This is a genomic window from Lutibacter sp. A80, assembly GCF_022429645.1.
GTDB lineage: Bacteria > Bacteroidota > Bacteroidia > Flavobacteriales > Flavobacteriaceae > Lutibacter.
The window spans coordinates 1,351,765-1,375,519 of sequence record NZ_CP092480.1 but is presented as its reverse complement, the minus strand read 5'-3'; the positions used below and the strand labels follow the sequence as shown (position 1 = coordinate 1,375,519).

The 23,755-nt window shown below is 31.0% G+C and carries 13 protein-coding genes; 11 read left to right on the top strand and 2 right to left on the bottom strand.

Features of this window, described 5'->3' with window-relative positions; all coding sequences use genetic code 11:
• Positions 1 to 5: 5 nt before the first annotated feature.
• Positions 6 to 3,098, bottom strand: coding sequence for a TonB-dependent receptor (locus MHL31_RS06040; RefSeq protein WP_240228177.1), 3,093 nt, complete (start codon positions 3,096 to 3,098; stop codon positions 6 to 8).
• 259 nt (positions 3,099 to 3,357) lie between these two features.
• Positions 3,358 to 4,980, bottom strand: a complete 1,623-nt coding sequence (locus MHL31_RS06035; protein ID WP_240228176.1) for a tetratricopeptide repeat protein — start codon at positions 4,978 to 4,980, stop codon at positions 3,358 to 3,360.
• Positions 4,981 to 5,331: 351 nt separating this feature from the next.
• Between MHL31_RS06035 and MHL31_RS06030 the strand changes: the two genes are divergently transcribed.
• The 11 genes from MHL31_RS06030 to MHL31_RS05980 all read left to right on the top strand — a co-directional run bounded on the left by MHL31_RS06030 (position 5,332) and on the right by MHL31_RS05980 (position 23,747).
• Positions 5,332 to 7,932 (top strand): T9SS type A sorting domain-containing protein, encoded by a 2,601-nt coding sequence (locus MHL31_RS06030; RefSeq protein ID WP_240228175.1) that lies wholly within the window; start codon positions 5,332 to 5,334, stop codon positions 7,930 to 7,932.
• On the top strand, positions 7,929 to 10,493 hold the full coding sequence (locus MHL31_RS06025; RefSeq protein ID WP_240228174.1) for a glycoside hydrolase family 2 TIM barrel-domain containing protein: 2,565 nt from the start codon (positions 7,929 to 7,931) through the stop codon (positions 10,491 to 10,493). Before MHL31_RS06030 ends, MHL31_RS06025 begins: the two co-directional genes overlap by 4 nt.
• A 16-nt stretch (positions 10,494 to 10,509) precedes the next feature.
• Positions 10,510 to 11,526: a zinc-binding dehydrogenase gene (locus tag MHL31_RS06020; protein WP_240228173.1), complete on the top strand. Its 1,017-nt coding sequence runs from the start codon at positions 10,510 to 10,512 to the stop codon at positions 11,524 to 11,526.
• Between the two features lie 79 nt (positions 11,527 to 11,605).
• Complete coding sequence (locus tag MHL31_RS06015; protein ID WP_240228862.1) at positions 11,606 to 12,370, top strand: SDR family NAD(P)-dependent oxidoreductase; 765 nt, start codon at positions 11,606 to 11,608, stop codon at positions 12,368 to 12,370.
• Between the two features lie 358 nt (positions 12,371 to 12,728).
• The gene (gene aldA, locus MHL31_RS06010; RefSeq protein ID WP_305802701.1) at positions 12,729 to 14,183 is read left to right on the top strand and encodes an aldehyde dehydrogenase; all 1,455 of its coding nucleotides are present in this window, start codon (positions 12,729 to 12,731) and stop codon (positions 14,181 to 14,183) included.
• Positions 14,184 to 14,210: 27 nt separating this feature from the next.
• Entirely contained in the window at positions 14,211 to 15,773 is a 1,563-nt protein-coding gene (locus MHL31_RS06005; RefSeq protein ID WP_240228172.1) for an arylsulfatase, read from the top strand.
• Positions 15,774 to 15,790: 17 nt separating this feature from the next.
• Positions 15,791 to 17,980 carry a glycoside hydrolase family 3 C-terminal domain-containing protein gene (locus tag MHL31_RS06000; protein WP_240228171.1) on the top strand — a complete coding sequence of 730 codons (2,190 nt, stop codon included), beginning with the start codon at positions 15,791 to 15,793 and terminating at the stop codon, positions 17,978 to 17,980.
• 8 nt (positions 17,981 to 17,988) lie between these two features.
• Positions 17,989 to 19,083 carry a mandelate racemase/muconate lactonizing enzyme family protein gene (locus MHL31_RS05995; RefSeq protein WP_240228170.1) on the top strand — a complete coding sequence of 365 codons (1,095 nt, stop codon included), beginning with the start codon at positions 17,989 to 17,991 and terminating at the stop codon, positions 19,081 to 19,083.
• A 30-nt stretch (positions 19,084 to 19,113) separates the two neighbouring features.
• Positions 19,114 to 20,151 (top strand): aldose epimerase family protein, encoded by a 1,038-nt coding sequence (locus MHL31_RS05990; protein WP_240228169.1) that lies wholly within the window; start codon positions 19,114 to 19,116, stop codon positions 20,149 to 20,151.
• A gap of 38 nt (positions 20,152 to 20,189) precedes the next feature.
• The gene (locus MHL31_RS05985; protein WP_240228168.1) at positions 20,190 to 21,227 is read left to right on the top strand and encodes an L-rhamnose/proton symporter RhaT; all 1,038 of its coding nucleotides are present in this window, start codon (positions 20,190 to 20,192) and stop codon (positions 21,225 to 21,227) included.
• A gap of 12 nt (positions 21,228 to 21,239) precedes the next feature.
• The gene (locus MHL31_RS05980) at positions 21,240 to 23,747 is read left to right on the top strand and encodes a glycoside hydrolase family 2 protein (protein WP_240228167.1); all 2,508 of its coding nucleotides are present in this window, start codon (positions 21,240 to 21,242) and stop codon (positions 23,745 to 23,747) included.
• Positions 23,748 to 23,755: the final 8 nt, after the last annotated feature.

Here is a 23,755-nt window from a genome sequence, read left to right as displayed (position 1 = left end):
GTTGATTAAAAGCTTAGTTGAAGACCTAATGTAAACTGACGTGTTACAGGGTAGTTTCCTCTATCAACACCGCGAGTAAATATACCATCACCTCCAACTTCAGGATCATATCCAGAGTATTCAGTAAATGTTAAAGGGTTCATTGCTGTTGCATATAATCTTAAGTTTTCAATTCCTGAGTCTTTAAGTAATTCTGCAAATGAATAACCAAGCGTAATATTTCTAATTCTAAAGTAAGATCCATCTTCTAAGAAATAATCAGATCTAGCTCTCACATTGTTATGGTAAGAATTTTGTCTATTTGTAGGTATGTCTGACATAGGGTTTTGAGGAGTCCACATATAATATTGATCACTATGTCTACCTAATTGGTAAGCATATAGTTTTGCTCCGTTATAAATTTTTGAACCATAAGTACCGTATGTTTGTACGTATAAATCCCAATTGTTGTAACTTAAGTTTAAATTTACTCCAGCTTCAAAATCTGATTGACCTGATCCTGAATAAACTCTATCATTATCGTCTATAGAATTATCTCCATTTTGATCTATGTACATCATATCACCTAGCTGAGCACTTCCGTCAATTACTTTATAAGCATCTAATTGTTCTTGAGTTTTAATAACTCCTGCATTTTCAACTAAAAAGAAAGCCCCGGCTTCATAACCTTTAGCAAGATATGTTGTATAATCTATGTTTTCACCTAGAGAAACTACTGGTCTACCATTTGCAAAACCTCTTTCAATTCCTGCAAGATCAGTTACTTCATTATCATTCATAGTAAAAGTTCCAGTAATACTATAATTTAAGCCGTACGATGTTTCATCTTTCCAACTAGCAGCGAATTCAAAACCTTTATTTATCATATTTCCTGCATTAATTACTTTTACATCATATGTTCCAATAGCTCTTGGTTGATATGTTCCTGATGAAGGAGTAAGCCTTTCTTGAAGTAACATATCTTCTTTATCATTTTTATATAAATCTAATGTGAAATTTAACCTATAGTCTAACATTGTTAAATCAATACCGATATTCGAAGAAATAGTAGTTTCCCATTTAATGTTAGGGTCAACATATCTTCTCTGAATTGCACCGTAATTTAATTCTTCATTAGGTCCGAAAGGATAGTTAATACCAGACTCTATAACAGGAGTATATGAATATGATGGGATATCTTGATTTCCAACTTGAGCCCAACTAGCTCTTAATTTAAGGGCATTTATAGTTTTAGAATTGCTTAAGAAATTTTCTTCATGTAGGTTCCAACCGCCAGAAAATCCGTAGAAATCACCATATTTATTAGATTCAGAGAATTTAGATGAACCATCTCTTCTGTAACTTCCTGAGAATAAATACTTTCCTTTGTAATTGTATTGAACTCTTAATAATTTACCGCTAATAGTACTTTCTTCTTCAGTTCCAGAAGGTTTAAAACCTTCACTTACAGATCCTATATTATTAATTTCATTATTAGCTTCTTCGCTAAATATACCACCAACATTTAAGGTTTCATTATTGAATCTTTCATAAGAAATTACACCTAAAAGATCTAAATTATGATCTCCAAAACTTCTCTTATAAGTTAGCATAGTTTCAAGTGTTTCTTTACTATTCCAGATATAATCTTGGTTTACTTGAGCATTAGGTGTAGATGCGGTTGGGTTGAAAGTACCATCTAAATTATAAACTAAATATTGGGGTTTAAAAAATTTTCTATCGTAGTTCCAAGTATTTTTTCCAAGGTTTGCTTTAACGTGAAAATCTTCTAAAATTTCAAAATCTAAATTTAATGCTAAATTAGAACTATTTACTTCTCTATTATCTTCATTTTTTAATTGACTAGATAAGTAACTGTATTGAATAGCATTTCTTACGGGTATTACAACGCTGTTTTCTGCATTAGAATTAAGGCCGTTTAAAGGTGGTTGCCAAGGCATTTGTGCTATTGCATATTCATATAAAGCCCAAGGTTCTTGCTCTCTGTTTTCTTGAGTAAAACCCATTGTAGCAAATGCTTTAAATTTTCCTTTTTTAAATTCACCTGTCAGTCTGTTTGTAAAACGGTCAAAACCAGAATTAATTAATACTCCCTCTTGATTAAAGTAGTTAGAGTTAAAATTTAAAGTTAAGTTTTTTACACCACCTGAAATTGAAAGGTTGTAATTTTGAATAGGAGCATTATTGTTTTGAACGTCTCCAACAAAATCAGAATCGTAATCTAAAGCTTTTTGATTAAAGAAGAAAATTAAGGGATCTCTTCCTAGAGCTTCGAGCATAACCTCTTCAGAATACATTTGTTGTTGCGTATTCATTAAAGGAGTTCCAGAAGTGATATTTTGAATTCCAGCATAAGTAGAGAAGTCTATTTTCATTTTACCTTCTTTTCCTTTTTTTGTAGTAATTAAGATTACTCCATTTGAAGCTCTTGTTCCGTAAATTGATGCAGCTGCACCATCTTTTAATATGTCAACGTTTTCTATTTGTTCAGTAGCAATATTTGGGTTGTTTTGGTAAGGAATTCCATCAACAACATATAGTGGGCCTAAAGCACCTGAGCTTATAGAACCTAACCCTCTAATTTGAACATTTGCAGCATCTCCAGGTCGTCCACTACTTGCTTGTATATTAACACCTGCAACCTGACCTTGTAGAGCAGTACCTAAATCCGCTGTAGCTTGTTTAACAATAGTTTCAGAACCAATATTAACTACGGCTCCTGTGATTTCTTTTTTGGCTTGAGTACCATACCCAACAACAACAACTTCATCAAGAGTTGAAACATCAGTAATCAGTTCTACATTAATAGTTGATTTACCGTTAATATTTATTTCTGAATTTTTAAATCCAATGTAGCTAAATACCAATATACTATTTGCATTAGCTTTAATTTCGTAAACTCCATCAAAATTTGTTGTAGTTCCATTATTTGTCCCTTTTTCAAGAACACTAACCCCAGGTAAAGGACCACCTTCACCTGTAACAGTTCCTTTAATCGTTACTGTTTTTTGAGCTTGAATTAAACCAAAACTTAATAATAACAGGGTTGTTATTATATATGTTTTAGATTTCCAATTAACAAGTAATTTAAATTTCATACTAATATATTATTTAAAGTTTGAGTAACAAATATGAACACAATTAACAAGAATCTATTCTAAATATACTAGATGAAAACTAGACAAATGTTTTTTTTTATTTGTTTTTTTTAATAAAAAACTAGACAAAAACTCAATTTACTGAATTTAATCTATTGATTTTTAGGTTTTTAATAGGTTAAAGCTGTGGTTATTAATTTTTTAAAACTATTTCTAGAATAGACTTTTGAATTATAATAATTACTAATAATGTTGAGTTTTAAAATTTATTTATAAACTCTTCTAAGTTGTCATTTCTTTCTAGACCTAGTTTTTTTCTAAGTCTATAACGAGAAGTATGAACACTTTCAACTGAAATACCAAGTAGTTTAGCCATATCTTTGCTTGGAAAATTTAATTTTACTAAAGCACAAATTTTTTGATCTGTTTGACTTAGGTTAGGGAACTGCATATTTAATTTGTCGTAAAAACTTTGATTAATAGCTGTGAATCGAGCTTCAAATTCTTTCCAATTACTATTTGGACCTCCTTGTATAGATTTTAACATTCTTTTTATAATGCTAGTATTTAACTCTCCAGTATAATTACATAGTTTTTTCTTTAGGTTAGAAATAAATTCATCTTTTTCAATAAGTCTTAAAGCAGCTTCAGTTAATTCTTTGTTTTTTAATTCTAAAATTTCGTTTTGTTTTTGAATCTTAAGCTGCTGTTTTTCTTCTAACATTCTTTTTTCATTTTTATACTTATTTCTTAAATAACGAATAAAAATATACCCATATAACACTATAAATATAATACAGCCTACTAATATAATTGATTGCAACATCTGTATTTTGTCTTCGTGTTCTAATTTTGTGATTCTTTGCTGGTTGAGTAGTTTCTGTTGCCTGTCTTTCTCTAGTCTGTACTGATCTTTAATTTCTAATAAATGTTTGTTGTTTTCACTTTTGCCTCCAAAAATTTCTTCATTGCCTTCTTTAGAGAGTTTTAAATAATGATATGCTTCGGCAATATTGCCTTCTTCAAAATATAATGATGCCAACGCGTCATAATCAAATAATCTATAGTTTAAATGCCTATTATAGGTGTTAGATATATTTAAAGATTCTTTATAGCTTTCAATACTTTTTTTATTATCACCCATTCTTCTGTATACATCACCAAATAGGTCATAGATAATTACTAAATAGGATTTATCAATTTTCTCAAAATAATCTTTAGATTCATTAAGTAATTTTAAAGCTTTTTTAAAATTTTTATCTGTAGCTTCTAAAAAACCTTGTTCTGCAGTTAGGTAGTAACTTTTTGTTAGTTCTTTTCCATTAAATTTTCTAGCCTTTCGACAGCTATCTAAGTATGCTTTTGCTTTTTTAAAATCACCATTAATTCGATGAACATTTAATATGGAGAAATAATTACTTTGAAGCAATTCTCTATTTTGCTCGGTATTATCTTCTTTCAATAATTTTTTTTGAATATTTATTGATAAATTAAAATATTTTAGAGCTTCATCATCTCTTTTGTAAAAGCTATATAGCCATCCTAGAGATTGATATATTCGTGAAATAGAAATTAAATCATTTGATTTTTCTGCAAGTAAAAGTGCTTCCCAATAACCATCGTATGACTTACCGTAATTTACATTATGCGCATAAAGATCAGATAACTCAATTAAATAGTTGATTGCATTTAACGTGTCTTTTTCTTTTAAACGAGTTTCATAGCCTATATTAAAATAAAAAGCTGCACTATCTGGATTTTTGTTCTTTAGAGAAACAGCTTTTAGATATATTTTACTATCTGTCATTGTGTTTTGAGAATGAATTTTATTACTGAAGTAAATAGTAATTAGTAGTATAATAATTGTTTTAATATTATTCATAATAATCTAGGTAGATGTTTTGTTAAATATAATAAAAGCTAGTTAATTTTTTTCTTATTAAATAATTTAAATTTAACTTAAATTGTTTATTTATAAAATAAAAATAATACAATGTTATGATTTATAGTGTATTAAAGTGTTTTGCTGTTTTTAGGTTATGCGATTTTTAAGTGGTTTTTTTAAACGGTTGTTATTATTTGTCTAGTTTAAATCTATTAGAATTTTACACTGTACAGTTTCTGTCTAGTTAATTATATTCCTTTATAACCATTATTTCGTCAATTTTGTATGGCAATTATAATACAGGTGAATAAAATGAATATTTCTAGAAATTTTTTTATATATGTATGTTTGATTTTGATTACATCAAATCTTTTTTCTCAAATTAGAGTAGATGTTAATTTAAATGTTAAACATACTATAGATTCTATTTCAATATTTGATCGCTCAAAATTTATTTCAATACATGCAAATCAAACAGAAAATGAATGGGATGGTTCTAATTTTACTTCAGATTTAAGAAATGATTTTTTAAACGGTTACGATGTTTATTTAGGAAGAGATACTGGAGGAATTACTTGGAATTTAAATAACATACAACAAGATCCAGACAGAGCTGGTTTTGTAGATCCTTCTGAAATTATAAGTAAAGGAGCTAATGCAAGAAGTAATTTTGAAAGTAATGTTGCGCTGCATAAATATGAAGATAGAAAAAGCCTTGTTATAGCAGGTCAATTAAATCCTTTTTGGACAGGAACAGATCAAAAACCAACAAGCCAAGGTTGGTATTTGGCAAATGCTACTGCTACAGGTGAATATATGGGACGTTATATTAATAATTTTCATGGAACCAATGGTCAGAAAAAACCTTTATTTCTTGAGATTATTAATGAACCTGCTTATCATAGCTTGGGTGGTAAAAACGATTATTCTAATTCTTTACAAGAGATAGCAGAATTTCATAACGAAGTAGCTGAAGCAATTAGGGTTCAAGCTCCTGATTTAAAAATTGGAGGATATACAGCTGCATTTCCTGATTTTGAAGTTGGAGATTTTAAACGTTGGGAAAATAGAGATAAACTTTTTATGGATGTTGCAGGTGATAATATGGACTTCTTCTCTATACATCTATATGATTTTCCTTCTATTAATAATGGTAAAAAAGATTTGCGTTCTGGAAGTAATATTGAAGCCACTTTTGATATGATGGAGCATTATAGCATGCTTTTTTTTAACAAAGTTAAGCCCATTGTGGTTTCAGAATATGGGGCACAAATGCATGATTATGCACAAGAACAATGGAGTCCATATAGAGATTGGTTACATATTAAGGCAAGTAACTCACAATTAATGTCTTTTTTAGAACGCCCAAATGTAGTTGCTTCTGCAATTAATTTTATAATTGTAAAAGCAGAATGGGGTTATAATAGTGCTACAGGAGTTCCATATAACCATAGGCTAATGAGAAAAGCGAATGAACCAGAAAGTTATACTGGAGAATGGGTATATACAGATATGGTTAAATTTTATCAATTATGGAAAAATGTTCGTGGTACTAGAGTTGATATAACTTCAGATAATTTAGATATCCAAGTTAATGCCTATGTAGATGGAAATAAAGGTTATATTATTTTAAATAATTTAAATTTTAAGGAAGAAACCATTGATTTAGAATTGTTTGATTCAAACAATAATTCCATTACCAATATTTTAAAAAAGCATTTAACATTAAACGGAAATTTTCCAATACTTATTGAGGAGCCTATTACTAATACTAATTCTATAATTCTTGGAGCTGAGTCAACTATGATTTTAGAATATACTTTTGAAGAAGACATTGTTATTGATGAAACTTCAAATGAAATTAAATATTATGCTAACTCTTATTTAAAACCGATTACCGAAAACACTGTACAAACGTTTAATATAAATGGTGTTTTAAAAGGGAATTATGGTGAAGCTATATTACGGCTAGGTCTCGGAAGAGCACATGGTAAATCTTTAAATCCTGTTGTGAAATTTAACAATACAGTAATTGATGTTCCTTCAAATTGGAGAGGTTATGATCAAGCAGATAGAGCTCAGTTTTTTGGAGTATTAGAAATACCTGTTCCATATAATCTTTTAGAGACAAATAATACTGTTACGGTTCAATTTAATGATACTGGAGGGCATATTAGTAGTGTTAGTATGCGAGTTTTTGAATTTAGTAATGACATTCGTAAAGATAAAGTAAGTGATATTTCGGATGATAATTATAAAATAAAAACCACAAGTGTAACTTGTAGAGGGGAAAATAATGGTAAAATAGCAATAGCTACTACTAAAACATTAAATTATTTTGCAACTGTAGCAGGTGAAGGTTATAATGAGAAGTTTAGTTTTTCTGACACCTTAAATGTTAATAATCTAAAATCAGGTTTTTATACTATTGAAATATCAATTCCTGAGTTTCCAGGCTATATAGCCTCATTTAAACTTCAAATAAATGAGCCAGAAGCATTATCTGTAGTATCAAAAATTAATGCCATAAATAAAACTGTTTCACTCAGTTTAAAAGGGAGTGATGCTTATGAAATAACAATTAATGGGGTTAAAACAAGTACAACACAAAAAAAAATTGAATTACCAATACAATTTGGAACAAATAAAATTACTGTAACTGCTTCTAAACAATGTTCAAATATGTTCGAACAAAATGTCTTTTTAGAAAACGGTTTAAAAGTTTATCCAAACCCGTCTAAGGGAAACTTAACTTGTTCTACTTCTAAAGATATGATTGGTGGTGAGTTATTTATACATTCTATAGATGGGGTTTTATTAAAAACAAAAAAAATAGAAGTTTTAGAAGAAAAAATCGATGTCTCTTTTTTACCAGAAGGCATTTATATGATTAGTGCTTCTAAAGGAAATAAAGTACAATTACAAACGAAATTAATACTCAGTAAATGAATAAGTTAAAATTAAAATGCCGAATAGAATTAACCTTGTTATTTTTTCTAGGTTTCTTATTAGTAAGTTGCAATAATCAAATCGATGAGGTGAATAACAATTGTGATGATTTTAATTTAGATTGGGGTTTTTATTTATCTCAAGAAAATGAAGAAATAAACTCCATTCCAAAAAATAAATATAGAAAATTAAATTTACCTCATGATTGGGTAGTAGAAAGTGAATTTGATTCATTACTAGCATATGACGCCCAAGCAACAGGATACTTAGCAGGTAAAGGATATGGATATTACCAAAAAACATTTAATCAAAGATTTGATGAAAATAAAGTTACTTATATTCATTTTGATGGTGTTTACAACAATTCTGAAGTTTACATAAATGGTGTAAAATTAGGGTTTCACCCATATGGTTATTCTCCTTTTTATTACAATATTTCTGAATATCTAAATAAAGATGGAGAAAACAATACTATAGATGTTAAAATAGATCATACACGATATGCAGATAGTCGTTGGTATTCTGGGGCTGGAATTTATAGAAAAGTAGATTTAATTACACAAAACAAACTTCATATTCCTGTTTGGGGAACTTTTGTTACTACTCCAAATGTTTCAGAAAATAAAGCAACAGTTAAAATTGATATAAAAGTTAAAAATGATTTTGATGTAATTGAAAATCCAATTATTAAAACAACACTATTTGATGAAAATAATAAAGAGGTAGGAGTTGCTGAAAGTACCATAACTTTAGATAAAAATTCTTTAGAGACTTTAATTCAACAAATTGAGGTAGTAAATCCAAAACTTTGGGGAATTAACACTCCAAGTATGTATAAAGCAATTACTGAAATTATAAAGGAAGGTAGTGTAGTTGATTCTTACATTACAAAATTTGGTATAAGAAGTATTTTGTTTGACGCCAACGAAGGTTTTTTCTTAAACGGAGAGAACATGAAAATAAAGGGAGTTTGTTTGCATCACGATGCTGGTTTAGTTGGTGCTGCTGTGCCAAAAGGAGTTTGGAAGCGTAGACTTCAAACGTTAAAAGATGGTGGAACAAATGCAATTAGAGTATCACATAATCCAGCTTCATCAGAATTTTTAGACCTATGTGATGAAATGGGATTTTTAGTGCAAGATGAATTTTTTGATGAGTGGGATTATCCAAAAGATAAAAGATTTAATCAAAAAGAAAGTAAAAGTACAGATTATATAACAAGAGGTTATACTGAATATTTTCAAAATTGGGCCGAAAAAGATTTGAAAAATATCATGTTAAGCCATAGAAATCATCCTTCAATAATACAATGGAGTATTGGAAATGAAATCGAATGGACGTATCCAAAAAATGCTGCTGCAACTGGTTTTTTTGATAATATGGATTGGAATGGGAATTATTTTTGGTCTGAACCACCACATTCAAAAGAAAAAATTAAAGAAATATTGGATACTTATCCAGAAGGTAAATACAGTATAGAACGTACTGCTAAAAAATTAGCTAAATGGACAAAAGAGTTAGATAAAACACGACCAGTAGTTGCAAATTGCATTTTACCCTCCTCTAGTCATTTGTCGGGTTATAGTGACGCTCTTGATATTGTAGGTTATAGCTATAGAAGAGTTTTATATGATTATGGCCATAAAAATTATCCGGATAAAGTAATTATGGGTACTGAAAATTTACCGCAATATCATGAATGGAAAGCTATTGAAGAACGTCCATTTATATCGGGTACATTTTTATGGACTGGAATTGATTATATGGGTGAAATTAGAGATCCTTGGCCGGTGCGTGTACAACCATCAGGCTTGTTAAATACTGCTGGATTCCCTCGAGGCTCTTATTATATGATGAAATCATTATGGAGTAAAGAACCAACTCTAAAAATTACAACACAAAACATTGAAAAATCACTCAATAAAATAGATGCAAATGGAAATATTGTAGCTAAAGATCCTAAAAAATGGGAACATGCACTTTGGCAATGGCAAGATGTTAATAACCATTGGAATTATAATAATGGTGAAATGATTTCAATTGAAATTTATTCAAATTGTGAAGAAATCGAATTGTTTTTAAACAACCAATCATTAGGTTTAAAAAAATTAGTTGATTTTGAAGATCATATCTACAAATGGGGAGTTCCTTTTATTGAAGGTACCCTAGTTGCAAAAGGAAAAAAAGATGGAGTAGCAATTGAAAGTAAAATTATCACAGCAAAAACTGCAACCGGGATTAAACTTACTTCAGAAGAAAAAACAATAAATGCTAATAACTACGATGTAGCTCATATTGTAGCTCAGCTAGTTGATGAAAAAGGGAATCCAGTTTTTACCGATGACAAAGAAATTACTTTTGAAATAAAAGGAAATGCTAAGTTATTAGGTGTAGATAATGGTTGGATAAAGAGTGTTCAAAAATTTCAAACAAATAAAAATACCACTCATAATGGAAGAACTTTATTAATTATTCAGGCATTGGATAAAGCTGAAAAAGTAATTGTAAGTGCAAAAGTTGATGGGTTCGAAACTTCTGATATTGAAATTAGTATAAAATAAATTAAACATATAAATAATGATAACAACACAATATGAAGGTAATAAAACCTTCACTGTAATAAAAAAGGATATTGAAGCACCAAAAAAAGGAGAAGTTAGAATTAAAGTGGCTTATGTGGGTGTTTGTGGAACTGATGTTCATATTTACCATGGTATGATGGACAAACGTGTAAAAATGCCAGAAACAATTGGACATGAAATGTCAGGGATTATCGACGCTATTGGCGAAGGAGTTTCTGAATATAAGGTCGGAGATAAAGTTGTAGTTCGTCCATTAGATGATCGTTTGGTAAAACCTTCAGATAAAGGATTTAATCATATCTGTGAAGACTTAAAATTTGTTGGTATTGATAGTGAAGGCGCTATGCAACAATATTGGAATGTTCCTGAATTTATTCTACACAAATTAAAGGCTGTAACAGATTTAAAATTAGCAGCACTAATAGAACCTTTATCTGTAGCAACCCATGATGTACGTAGAAGTGGACTTGTAAAAGGAGAAACTGCAGTAGTATTAGGAGGTGGTCCAATCGGATTATTAGTCGCTATGGTTGCAAAAGAAGTAGGTGCACAAGTAATTGTTTCAGAAGTAAATCCTAAACGTGTTGCAAAAGCAAAAGAATTAGGTTTTGACGCTGTAAATCCAATGGATATTGATTTAGTAGAATATGTAAAAAGCAAAACAGAAAACCGTAGAGCCGATGTAGTATTTGAAGTTGCTGGTGTACAACCTACGCTAGATGTAATGTGTGAAGTTGCTGGTATTCGTGGAAGAATATTAATGGTAGCTATTCATGGAGAGAAAAAACCAGTAGATCTTTTTAAGTTTTTCTGGAAAGAATTGAGCCTTATTGGTGCGCGTGTTTATGAAAAACAAGATTATGAAAAATCAATCCAATTAATTACAGCAAACGAATTACCATTTGAACAAATGATTACAGATGTTCAACCATTATCTAATATTCAACAAGTTTTTGAAAACATTGATAAAAAACCTGATGGAATGAAAGTACTAATGGATTGTAGCCTTTAAAATTTAACAAATAACAATTAAAAGTATTACTCCTTACCTAATCAAGGAACCACTTTATTAAAAAAATAAAACAATGAGTATTTTAGATAAATTTAGTTTAGAAGGAAAAACAGCCTTAGTAACAGGTTGTAAAAGAGGAATTGGAAAAGCTATGGCAATAGGTTTAGCTGAAGCCGGAGCAAATATTATCGGAGTTTCTGCATCTTTAGAAAAAGAAGGAAGTGCTGTTGAAAAAGCCATAAAAGCAGTAGGTAAAAACTTTAGCGCTTATCAATGTGATTTTTCAGATAGAAAAGCATTGTACAAATTTATTGCTGAAGTAAAAAAAGACCACCCGCAAGTAGATATTTTAGTAAACAATGCTGGTACCATTTTAAGAACACCCGCAGCAGAACATCCAGATGAAATGTGGGATAAAGTAATTGAAGTAAATCAAAATGCACAGTTTATTTTAACTCGAGAGTTTGGAAGAGATATGATCGCAAGAGGTTCTGGAAAAGTAATTTTCACAGCATCTTTATTAACCTTCCAAGGTGGAATAACAGTACCTGGTTATGCTGCTAGTAAAGGAGCAATAGGTCAAATGACAATGGCTTTTGCTAACGAATGGGCAGGAAAAGGGGTAAATGTAAACGCTATTGCTCCAGGATATATCTCAACAGACAATACAGAAGCCTTAAGAAACGACCCGGTTAGATCTGAATCAATTCTATCACGTATTCCTGCAGGTCGCTGGGGTGATGCAGTCGATTTTGCTGGACCAACAGTATTTTTAGCATCTGAAGCTGCAGCTTACATGCACGGATCAATTGTATTGGTTGACGGTGGATGGATGGGGAGATAACATTAGTTTTTTCAATCAAAATACTTAATAAATAAAGACAGTATTTTTATACCTATATGTGTTCTAAATATATCCAAGTGCCACTTTAATGTATTGATCAAGTAAATTAGAAGAAAATAAAATTTACATCAATCAAATTAACACATTGGATTTATAACCAATCTTTGTAAATGCTGCTAGTGGAAATACAAAAAATATTTCAGAATTAAGTAGTGTTGATTTATTGTCTTATTTAAAGATATAAAATTTAAAAAGACCCCATAAAACATTGTATTGAAAAGAGAGAATTCGAAGGAAAAGCAGCCGTTAGAATGGCTAATTACAGAAACCCGAAAATAAAAAATTAAACCAAATTATTATGTCTCAAATAAAAGAATACCAGTTATTTATAAATGGAAAATGGAGAACATCTACTTCTGGTCAAACTATTGACATTATTAGTCCATCAACAGAAGAAGTAGTTGCTCGTGTACAAAATGGAACTGCAGAAGAAGCTCTTGAAACTTTGCAACTAGCTGATAAAGCTCAAAAAGAATGGAAAAAGTTACCTGCTCGTTCAAGAGCTGAGTTATTGTATAAATTAGCCCAAGAAATAAAAGCGAATTCAGATTATTTAGCTGAATTATTAGTTAAAGAACAAGGAAAATTATTAAAAGTAGCAAAAGGAGAAGTTGCTGTAACAGCTTCATTTATAGAATATGCTTGTGAAGGTGCTCGAAGAATTGAAGGAGATATCATCCCTTCAGACAATCCTAATGAACAAATTTGGATTCAAAAAATCCCAAGAGGAGTTGTTGTTGCAATTACCGCTTGGAATTTCCCATTGGCATTAGCTGGTCGTAAATTAGGCCCAGCACTAGTGGCTGGAAATTCTATTATAATTAAACCAACATCTGAAACTCCGTTAGCTACATTAGAATTAGGAAATTTAGCTAACAAAGTTGGAATTCCTGCAGGTGTAATTAATATTTTAACTGGACCAGGAAGAGCAATGGGTAATGCATTAGTTGAAAGCCCTATTTGTAAAATGGTAACTATGACAGGATCTACTCCTGTTGGTCAACAAATTGCACGTAACGCAGCACAAAACCTAACACACGTTCAATTAGAATTAGGAGGAAAAGCACCTTTTATTGTATTTGAAGACGCAGATATTGATGCTGCTGTGGAATCAGCATTACATTCACGTTTTGACAATTGCGGACAGGTATGTACTTGCAATGAGCGTATGTATGTACATGAAGATATTTACGATGTATTTATGAAAAAATTCATAGCTAAAACCAAAGCTTTAAAAGTTGGAAATCCTTTGCTAGAAGAAACTGATATGGGTCCTAAAGTAAATCAAAATGAGCTAGAACACATGGAACACCTAGTAAAAGTAAGTATTGAAGAAGGTGCCACTATAGCAACAGGAGGTAAAAGACCTACTGGAGCTGAATTTGAAAAAGGATATTGGTTTGAACCAACAGTTCTTACAAATGTAACTCAGGATATGACAATCGTTCACGAAGAATCTTTCGGACCAATTTTACCTGTATTAAAATTCAAAACTTTTGAAGAAGTAATTGAATATGCAAACGATTGTGAATATGGCTTAGCAGCAATGGTTTTTACCAACAATATGAACACAATTATGAAATGTAATGACGAATTAGAATACGGTGAAATCTATGTAAACAGAGGTCATGGAGAACAACATCAAGGTTTCCATAATGGTTACAAACTATCTGGATCTGGAGGAGAAGACGGAAAATATGGTTTTGAACAATATATGGAAAAGAAAACATTCTATATCAAACATAAAGCATAATATATCATAATTTAAAACTTTAAAAAAATGAAAAAATTCAGTGGCTCTATTTATATTCTAGTTGTATTTCTTCTTTCTATTTCTTGTAATAATTCCAATAAAGAAAAGAAGCAAGATATTTCAATAAATTCCGAAAAACCCAACATTATAATTATTTATCTTGATGACTTAGGATATGGTGATTTGAGTTGCTACGGAGCCACTGAAATAAGCACACCAAATATCGATAATTTAGCGAACGAAGGCCTTCTATTTACAAATGCCTATGCATCATCAGCTACTTGCACACCAAGTAGATACGCTTTAATAACAGGCTCTTATCCTTGGAAAAATAAAGATGCTAAAATCCTTCCTGGATCAGCTCCTTTAATAATAAGTCTCGAAGAACAAACACTACCTAAAATATTAAAAACAGCAGGGTATCAAACTGCAATTGTTGGAAAATGGCATCTTGGCCTAGGTTTAGGGAACCTAAATTGGAATGAAAGAGTTAGTCCTGGACCGAATGAAGTTGGTTTTGACTATTCATATATAATGGCTGCTACTCAAGATCGTGTTCCTACTGTTTATATTGAAAATGGAGATGTAGTTGGCTTGGATAAAAATGACCCTATTGAAATTAATTATAATACCAATTTTAAAGGTCAACCAACTGGAATTAATAATCCTGAATTATTAACCATGAAATGGCATCACGGACACAATAATAGTATTGTTAATGGAATCCCTAGAATAGGTTTCATGAAAGGTGGTGAAAAAGCAAAATGGACAGATGAAGACATGTCTGACCAATTTTTAGAAAAGGCAAAAAATTACATATCAAAGCACAAAGAAAAACCATTCTTCCTATATTATGCTTTACAACAACCTCATGTGCCAAGAACTCCAAATCCACGTTTTGTAGGTGCGTCGGGGATGGGACCAAGAGGTGATGTTATTATTGAAGCTGATTGGACCATTGGGGAGTTTATGAAAACTCTTGAAAAAGAAGGACTTCTTGAAAATTCCCTTGTTATCTTTTCAAGTGATAATGGCCCAGTATTAAATGATGGCTATTTTGATGATGCCGTTGAAAAACTAGGGAATCACCAACCTACAGGAGGTTTAAGGGGTGGGAAATACAGTTTATTTGATGCGGGAACTAGAATTCCTTTTATAACCTACTGGAAAGGAAAAATTCAACCAGGAATAAGTAATGCACTGGTATGTCAAATGGATTTAGTTGCCTCAATTGCCGAATTAACTAACACTAAAATTCAACCTTCCGATAGTCAAAATCTATTAAACACTTTTACTGGAAAAAGCAACATAGGTAGAGAAAGCTTAATAGTTGAAGCAAATACCAAAACAGCTTTAAGAAGCGGTGACTGGATAATGATACCTCCTTATGATGGCGTATCTTTAAATGAAGATGTAAATATTGAGCTTGGGAATTCCAAAGAATACCAATTGTATAACCTAAAAACAGATATAGGTCAAACAACTAATCTCGCATCAAAAAATCCTGAAAAATTAGCAGAATTAAAAAAAGAATATTTAAAAATTCGAGGTAATGAAAATATTGAGATCCAAGAGTTAGAGTTAAAATAATCAATTAACACTTTTTTATGAATAAGAATACTGTCATTATAATCTTAATTATTTTTAGTTCTCTTTCTAAATCGTTTAGTCAAAATTGTTTTAAATGGTATGATGAATCGATTTCTTTTGAAGAACGAGCAGCTTTGTTAGTAAATGCAATGACTTTAGAAGAAAAATGTCTGCAATTCTTAAACGAAGCCCCTTCAATTCCAAGACTAGGAGTGCCTGAATATAATTGGTGGAATGAAGCTTTGCACGGAGTTGCTCGAAATGGAAAAGCAACTATTTTTCCTCAAGGAATAGCTATGGGAGCTACTTTTAACCCCTCATTAATTCAAGAAATGGCATCTGCAATTGCCGATGAAGGAAGAGCTAAATTTAAAATTTCACAAGCAATGGGGAATAAAGGATTATATGCTGGTTTAACTTATTGGTCTCCAAATGTAAATATTTTTAGAGACCCACGATGGGGACGCGGACAAGAAACCTACGGAGAAGACCCTTTTTTAACTTCAAATATTGGTGTGGCTTTTGTAAATGGTTTACAAGGTAACGATCCTAAATACTTTAAATCAACTGCCTGTGCTAAACATTTCGCAGTTCACTCAGGTCCAGAGGAATTACGTCATCATTTTAACGCAAACCCTTCAAAATTAGATCTATACGAAACATATCTTCCTGCATTTGAAGCCTTGGTCACAAAGGCAAATGTACAAGGGGTAATGAGTGCCTATAATGCTGTTTATGGTGAACCTTCTAGTAGTAGTGTATTATTATTAGATGATATTTTAAAAAAACAATGGGGTTTTAATGGCTATATCGTTTCAGATTGTGGTGCTTTGGGCGATATTTTAAATGGACATAAAAAAGCAAAAACAATTGAAGAAGCCGCTGCTCTAGCTATGCAATCTGGCGTAAACTTAAATTGTGGATGGGTATATAATAATTTAATAAATTCAATTGAACAAGGTTTAATTACTGAAGAATTATTAAATGAACGTTTACAACAATTATACTTAATTCGTTTTAAATTAGGTTTTTTTGACAAAGAAGAAAGCAATCCTTTTAACAATGTAACTAGTGAAGTAATAAATTCAGAAGCCCATAAACATCTAGCACGTAAAGTAGCGCAACAATCTATTGTTTTACTGAAAAATAAAAACAATGTTTTGCCACTCGATAAAAATATAAAATCATTGTATGTAACAGGTCCTTTTTCTGCTTCCAGTAATATTCTAATGGCAAATTATTACGGAATGTCTTCAAATTTAGTTACAGTCTTAGAAGGTGTTACTGACAAAGTTTCATTAGGAACATCACTAAATTATCGCCAAGGTGTTTTGCCTTTTACAAAAAATTTAAACCCCTTAAATTGGGCTCCAAAAGTTTCAGGACAGGTTGAGGCTACTATTTTAGTTGCAGGCATTTCAAATGAAATTGAAGGTGAAGAAGTAGATGCAATTGCTTCTGAAAATAAAGGAGATAGAAAAGATTTAAAGTTACCTCAAAGTCAAATTGATTATATCAAAGAAATTAGTAAAAATAAAAAAGGTCCACTAATTTTAGTACTGGGCACAGGAAGTCCCGTTTCACTAGAAGAAATTGAACTATTAGTTGATGCTATTGTATTAATGTGGTATCCTGGAGAACAAGGTGGCAACGCCGTTGCCGATATAATTTTTGGAGATGTAGCACCTTCCGGACATTTACCAATTACTTTTCCTAAAAACGTAGACCAATTACCCGCTTTTACAGACTATAGCATGAAAGGTAGAACATATAAATATATGACTCAAGAACCCTTATATCCTTTTGGGTTTGGTCTATCATACGCTACTTCAAAATTTAGCAACGCTACAATTAGTTCTGAAAAATTAAAAAAAGGGGAATCATTAAATATTTCTATAGATATCACCAACGAAAGTACAACCAATTTTGATGAAGTTGTACAAGTATACTTGGTTGCAGAAAATAACGAAGATTATTTACCAATATACAATTTAAAAGCATTTAAAAGGATCTTTTTAAAAGCTCAAAAAAGTAAAACCATCAAATTTACTTTTTCAGAAAAAGATTTTTTACAAACCAATTTAGAGGGTAAAAAAACGTGGATGAAGGGTGACTACAAACTAATAATTTCAAATGCCTTACCTAGCAAAAGAAGTATTGATCTGGGTTCATCAAAACCTATAGAGGTTTCAATTAAATTAAAATAAATTTCAAAATGAGTACAAAAATTTCAAAAATAGAAACACGCTTATTTACAGTCCCATTACCAGAAGTAATGTCTGATGCCAAACATGGCGATCATTACCATTTCGAATTAGTAACCGTTACTATAACTTTAGAAGATGGCAGTCAAGGTACTGGCTATACATATACTGGCGGGAAAGGCGGATTTGCAATAAAAGCAATGATTGAACACGACTTTACAAACGTTTTAATGGGTAAAGATGGAACTAATATTGATGAAATATACGATTTTTTAGAATGGCATATACACTATGTAGGTCGTGGTGGAATTGCTTCTTTTGCTATTTCAGCAGTTGACATTGCCTTATGGGATATTCGTTGTAAAAAATTAGACCAACCTCTTTGGAAAGTTGCCGGTGGAGCCAATAATACGTGTAAAGCATATTGTGGTGGTATAGATTTAATGTTTCCAATTGAGAAGTTGCTAAACAATATGAAAGGCTACCTTGAAAAAGGTTTTAACGCTGTAAAAATTAAAATTGGTCGTGAAAATTTACAAGAAGATTTAGATCGAATTAAAGCAGTTAGAGAATACATTGGCCCAAACGTAACTTTTATGGTAGATGCTAATTATTCTATGACCATTGAAAAAGCCATTAAAGCTATTGAAGGATTTAAACAATATGATATCGCTTGGTTTGAAGAACCAATTATTCCAGATAACTATAAAGGTTTTGGGGAGATTGCTGATCAAACAGGATTCCCTTTAGCAATGGGAGAAAATTTACATACAATTCACGAATTTGAATATGCAATGGATCAGGCAAAATTATCTTTTATACAACCAGATGCTTCAAATTGCGGAGGTATAACAGGCTGGTTAGCTGCTGCAAAATTAGCTGCTAAAAATGGTATACCAGCGTGCTCACATGGAATGCAAGAATTGCACGTAAGTTTAGTCTCAGCACAACCTAATTCAGGCTGGTTAGAAGTTCATAGCTTTCCTATTGACAAGTATACAACAAGACCTTTAGTGGTTGAGAATTATAGAGCTGTAGCCCCTGATTACCCTGGAACTGGCGTAATTTTCAATTGGGAAAAATTAGCGCCATACGAAGAGATATAAAATAATGTAAACCAAACATGAACCTATACAATGAGCATAAATAAATCAAAATTCGGATCTTATCAAAATGAAAAAATTTATCTTTTTTCTTTAAAAAATAAAAATGGTATTGAATGTAAAATTACTAATTATGGAGCTACTATAACTTCTATAATAGTTCCAAATTCAAAAGGAGAAATAGAAAACATAGCTTGTGGCTTTGATGCACTTGAAAGCTATTTTGGAAAAGATTATATTGAGAACTCACCTTATTTTGGAAGTACTATTGGAAGGTACTGCTCTCAAATAAAGAATGCAAAATTTAGCTTAAACGGTAAAGAGTTTCAATTAAATACAAATTGTGGAGATAACAATTTACACGGTGGATCCATTGGTTTTGATAAAAGAATTTGGAAGGTAGAAATAGTGAGTAATAACAACTTAAAAATGTCTTTAGTTAGTAAAGATTTAGAAGAAGGTTTTCCTGGAAATGTTGAAGTTTCAGTATTATTTTCATTAACAGATGAAAATGAATTATCAATTGAATATACTGCAACTCCAGATCAAGATACACCATTATCTTTAACAAATCATACCTATTTTAATTTAGACGCTTTTTCTGATACTGTTGAAAATCATTTAGTTCAGGTACATACTTCAAAAAAACAAGAAATAGATGAAACTGGAGCAGGTACAGGTAAAATTTTATCTATTGAAGGAAAAGCTGACGATTTAAGAGAAGGTAAAAAAATTGGAACTGTACACAAAGCTATGGGAGATGGGTTTGAACATTTTTATGTTTTTGAAAATACAAATTTCGATTTAATAGAAGTAGCTAAAATATCTTCAGAAAAATCAGGAAGATCATTAACTGTTTCTTCAACAGAACCTTGCATGTTGTTATATACAGGAAAATACACTTCAGATAATCTAAAAAGAGAAAACGGAGAACAATATGGAAAATATAGAGGTTTTTGCTGTGAAACGCATCGATATCAAAATGGACCAAACATCCCGAATTCACCAAAATCGATAACCAAAGCTGGTGAAGAATTTAAAAGTTCTACCATTTTTAAATTTGAGTGGTAATAATTAATAAACCAAATTAATAACCTAAATATATAATTATGATTGGAATTTTATTGGCAATTTCAGCCGGAGCCATGTTAGGCTTTTGGGCAATGCCTGAGAAGTATATTAAAAACTATTCTTTTGAAAACGCTTGGGGGCTTTGTTACCTTTTTATGTTATGGATAATACCTAGCATTGTTGCATTTTTTATGATTGATGGTTTTAGTGAAGTTTTATCTGATATAGGTTCACCTGTATTATTAAAAATGTTAATACCAGGATTTTTATGGGGTATTGGTATGATGTTATGGGGAAAAGCTATTAACTATATTGGTATGTCATTAGGTTTCTCAATTTTTATAGGAACTATTATTGTTGTTGGTTCATTATTACCTTGGATATTATCTGGTTTACCTTCAGGTGAAGGAGCCATTGATTCTGGAAAAATTAGTACCATTTTAGTTGGAATAGTAATTATAACTGCCGGTATTGTTTTTAATGGTCGTGCTGGTATTTTACGAGCTGCTGCTGAGGGTGAAAAAGAGAGTTTAAAAGGAACTTCGATGTTAATGGGTATTATTATCGCAGTTGTTGGAGGTATTTTATGTACAGGATTTAACGTTGCTCTAGAAATTGGTATTGATGGGCAAGCTGCTAAAAATATTGTTGGAGATGCCGTTGTTGCACAAGGAAATTCAGAATGGTTGGGAGCAGTAGCAAATATGTTTATTGTATATGTTTCGGGTGGTGTATTTGTGGTCCCATTTTTTATTATAATGTTATCTAAAAAGAAATTATGGGGTGGATTTAAAGTGCCTGAAGCTGGGAAAAATATTTCTATGACAGGTTTAATGGCTGTATTAAACTTTACAGCATCTATTATTTTTGCATATTCATCGTTTGTTTTGGGAGAAGATGGAGGAACAATAGGTTATGCAATTTATAATACCTTATCTGTTGTTGTAGCTGTTGTAGCAGGAATTGTAACAAAAGAATGGGTAGGCTCTCCAACAAAAGCAAAGACTTCATTGTATTTGGGGTTAGCTTCTATGATTATTGGAGTGGTTGTAATTGCCTTAGGAAACGGAATGTAAAATATAGTAAGAATGAGAAATATTATTTTAAGTATAGTGTTTTTTATAACTGCATTAGTTGCTTATTCGCAACCGAGCACTATAAGTAACCATAATAAAAATAGTCAATTGATAACTAATTTAGATAGTTATAGGTGGAAAATGAAGATGATGCTTCCTGGTCAAGGAATTAAAGAAGGACTTCATAAATTACCGCCTGGCGATATTGAAACTTTAGTATGGAATCCTGCTAGAGTCCCTGGAGATGTTTATACAGATTTATGGAAAGCAGGAGTTATTGAAGATCCTTATTATGGAAGAAACAGTGTGAAATCTCAATGGGTAATGCAATACGAATGGTGGTATGCTACTCAGTTTAGGGTAAATCAAGACTTAACAGATAAAGTAGCTCGTTTAGATTTTCAATCTATAGATCACGAATGTGATATTTGGCTTAATGGCCATTATATTGGTAGTCATAAAGGTTCGTTTTCTTCCTTCTCATTTGATGTTAGTGAAGTAATTTTATCGAATGAACATTGGTTAAAAGCTACTAACATGTTGGTTATTCGTTTAGCACCACCACCACAAGTTAATGCAAATGTAGCAGGTCTAAAAACTCCTTGGTTTGGTGATTATTGGAGAGATTTAATTCCGTTTGGAATTACGGGATCTATAGATTTAATTTTTACTGGGAAGTCTAGAATTTTAGATGTTTATGCTAAACCAAATGTTGAAAATGAAAAGAAAGCTTCAGTTGTATTTGAAGTTGAAGTAGAGAATACTGAAAAAGTAGCAAAAGAAAAGAATTTTACAATTTCTTTTAAAGGTCAAAACTTTGAAAGTGAAGAACAAATTGTAAGATTTAAAAAAATTTTACAACCAGGGACACAAATAATAAAAAAAGAAATTGAAGTTGATAATCCACAACTTTGGTGGCCTTGGGATTTAGGGAAACCTAATTTATATGAGGCCAAAGTTTCTTTAGATGAAGGTAATATAAATCAAGATTTTAAAGAGATTACGTATGGTTTACGTAAGGTTGAAATGGATTGGAACCCAGGTTATACCAAAGATGAAGTTTCTTTTCCTAGAACAACAATGATTAATGGTAAGAAAATTTTTATACGTTCTGCTTGTTGGGGAGGACCACCTGATATTTTTGTTGGAAGAACTTCTGAAGAAAAGTATAAAAAGTTAATTACCTTAGCTAAAGAAGCAAATATGAATAACATTCGTATTTTTGGATGGCATCCACCTGAAATTCCATTATTCTACAAGCTTTGTAATGAAGCTGGAATTACAGTTTGGCAAGATATTATTCCTTTAGGAACAGGAAATATACCTAATGATCCTGAATTACTAGAACGTATCTATCAAGAAGGTGAAAATGTAATTAAAAATAGAAGAAATAATCCTTCATTAATAATGATGGAAGGAGGAGAAGAAATGTTATTAAGAGCAAGTGACCCTATGTACGCAAGAAATTTTCTAGAAACTTTAGGTGATAGATATCAAGGAATGGTAGAATTACCTTATGTTCCAGATTCTCCTTTGACTTGTGATGTTTCTCAAGAAGCTGGTTACAAACCAAAAGAAGCTGTCCATGCGTTGGATTATTTTTATCAAATGGGGAAATGGCCTATGGAAGAATGGATTAAAACATTAGATTTTCCAATAGTTCCAGAATTAGCAATTACTTCGGTTCCTAATGTAGAAAGTTTAAAAAAGTTTATTCCAGAAAACGAAATGTGGCCACCAGGACTAAGTTGGGGGTATCATTGGGCAGATTTGGATCGGTTAAGGATTCAAAATTTTGATACTTTTGGAGATGAAAAGAAAGGCTCTTTACAAGAATTTGTTAATGCTACCCAAGATGCTCAAGGAATAATCTTTCAATTGTCAATAGAACATTTTAGAAGAAATAAACCAAGAACAAGTGGAGTTGCATTATGCCATTTTATAACTTATTGGCCAGATATGAAATGGGGCTTAATTGATAATTATTTAAAACCAAAACGTTCTTTTAATTTTGTTAAGACTGCATATCAGCCAGTATTAATTAATTTAAATTTTAAAAAACGTAGATGGCTAAACTCTGAAACATTTAAAGGCGAATTTTGGATTGTAAATGATTTCTACAAACAATATAAAAATTGTAAGGTTGAATATTCAATTTTAGATGATAATAAAAAAGTTTTAAAAAAAGGATCATTTAAAGTAGATAAAATTCAAGAAAATAGTTCAAAACAATTTTTTGAAGTTGAAGCGAATGTTTTAAAAAAAGTGGAAAATAATTTTTATGTAACAATGGAACTTACCGATAAAAGTGGTGAAGTTTTATCATCAAATAATTATATGTTTTTAATAGGAAACCAAAAAAAGAATGCTGCGAAATTTAAAGAGATGGGTGAAGAAATTAGAGATAGAAATAGCGTGTATTCTTATGGTAACTATTTAAGATTTTTTAATCAATTTACAAGAGAAAATACAGAAGAATATGAAAGCAAAACAGATACTATTAAAACACGAGGTTTTTAAATTAACAA

Excerpts from the sequence above, each read along its gene's own strand:
- MHL31_RS06040 (WP_240228177.1), bottom strand. The coding sequence starts at position 3,098 with ATGAAATTTAAATTACTTGTTAATTGGAAATCTAAAACATATATAATA.
- MHL31_RS06000 (WP_240228171.1), top strand. The coding sequence starts at position 15,791 with ATGAATAAGAATACTGTCATTATAATCTTAATTATTTTTAGTTCTCTT.
- MHL31_RS06035 (WP_240228176.1), bottom strand. The coding sequence starts at position 4,980 with ATGAATAATATTAAAACAATTATTATACTACTAATTACTATTTACTTC.
- aldA (WP_305802701.1), top strand. The coding sequence starts at position 12,729 with ATGTCTCAAATAAAAGAATACCAGTTATTTATAAATGGAAAATGGAGA.
- MHL31_RS05990 (WP_240228169.1), top strand. The coding sequence starts at position 19,114 with ATGAGCATAAATAAATCAAAATTCGGATCTTATCAAAATGAAAAAATT.
- MHL31_RS06005 (WP_240228172.1), top strand. The coding sequence starts at position 14,211 with ATGAAAAAATTCAGTGGCTCTATTTATATTCTAGTTGTATTTCTTCTT.
- MHL31_RS05980 (WP_240228167.1), top strand. The coding sequence starts at position 21,240 with ATGAGAAATATTATTTTAAGTATAGTGTTTTTTATAACTGCATTAGTT.
- MHL31_RS06020 (WP_240228173.1), top strand. The coding sequence starts at position 10,510 with ATGATAACAACACAATATGAAGGTAATAAAACCTTCACTGTAATAAAA.
- MHL31_RS05985 (WP_240228168.1), top strand. The coding sequence starts at position 20,190 with ATGATTGGAATTTTATTGGCAATTTCAGCCGGAGCCATGTTAGGCTTT.
- MHL31_RS05995 (WP_240228170.1), top strand. The coding sequence starts at position 17,989 with ATGAGTACAAAAATTTCAAAAATAGAAACACGCTTATTTACAGTCCCA.
- MHL31_RS06025 (WP_240228174.1), top strand. The coding sequence starts at position 7,929 with ATGAATAAGTTAAAATTAAAATGCCGAATAGAATTAACCTTGTTATTT.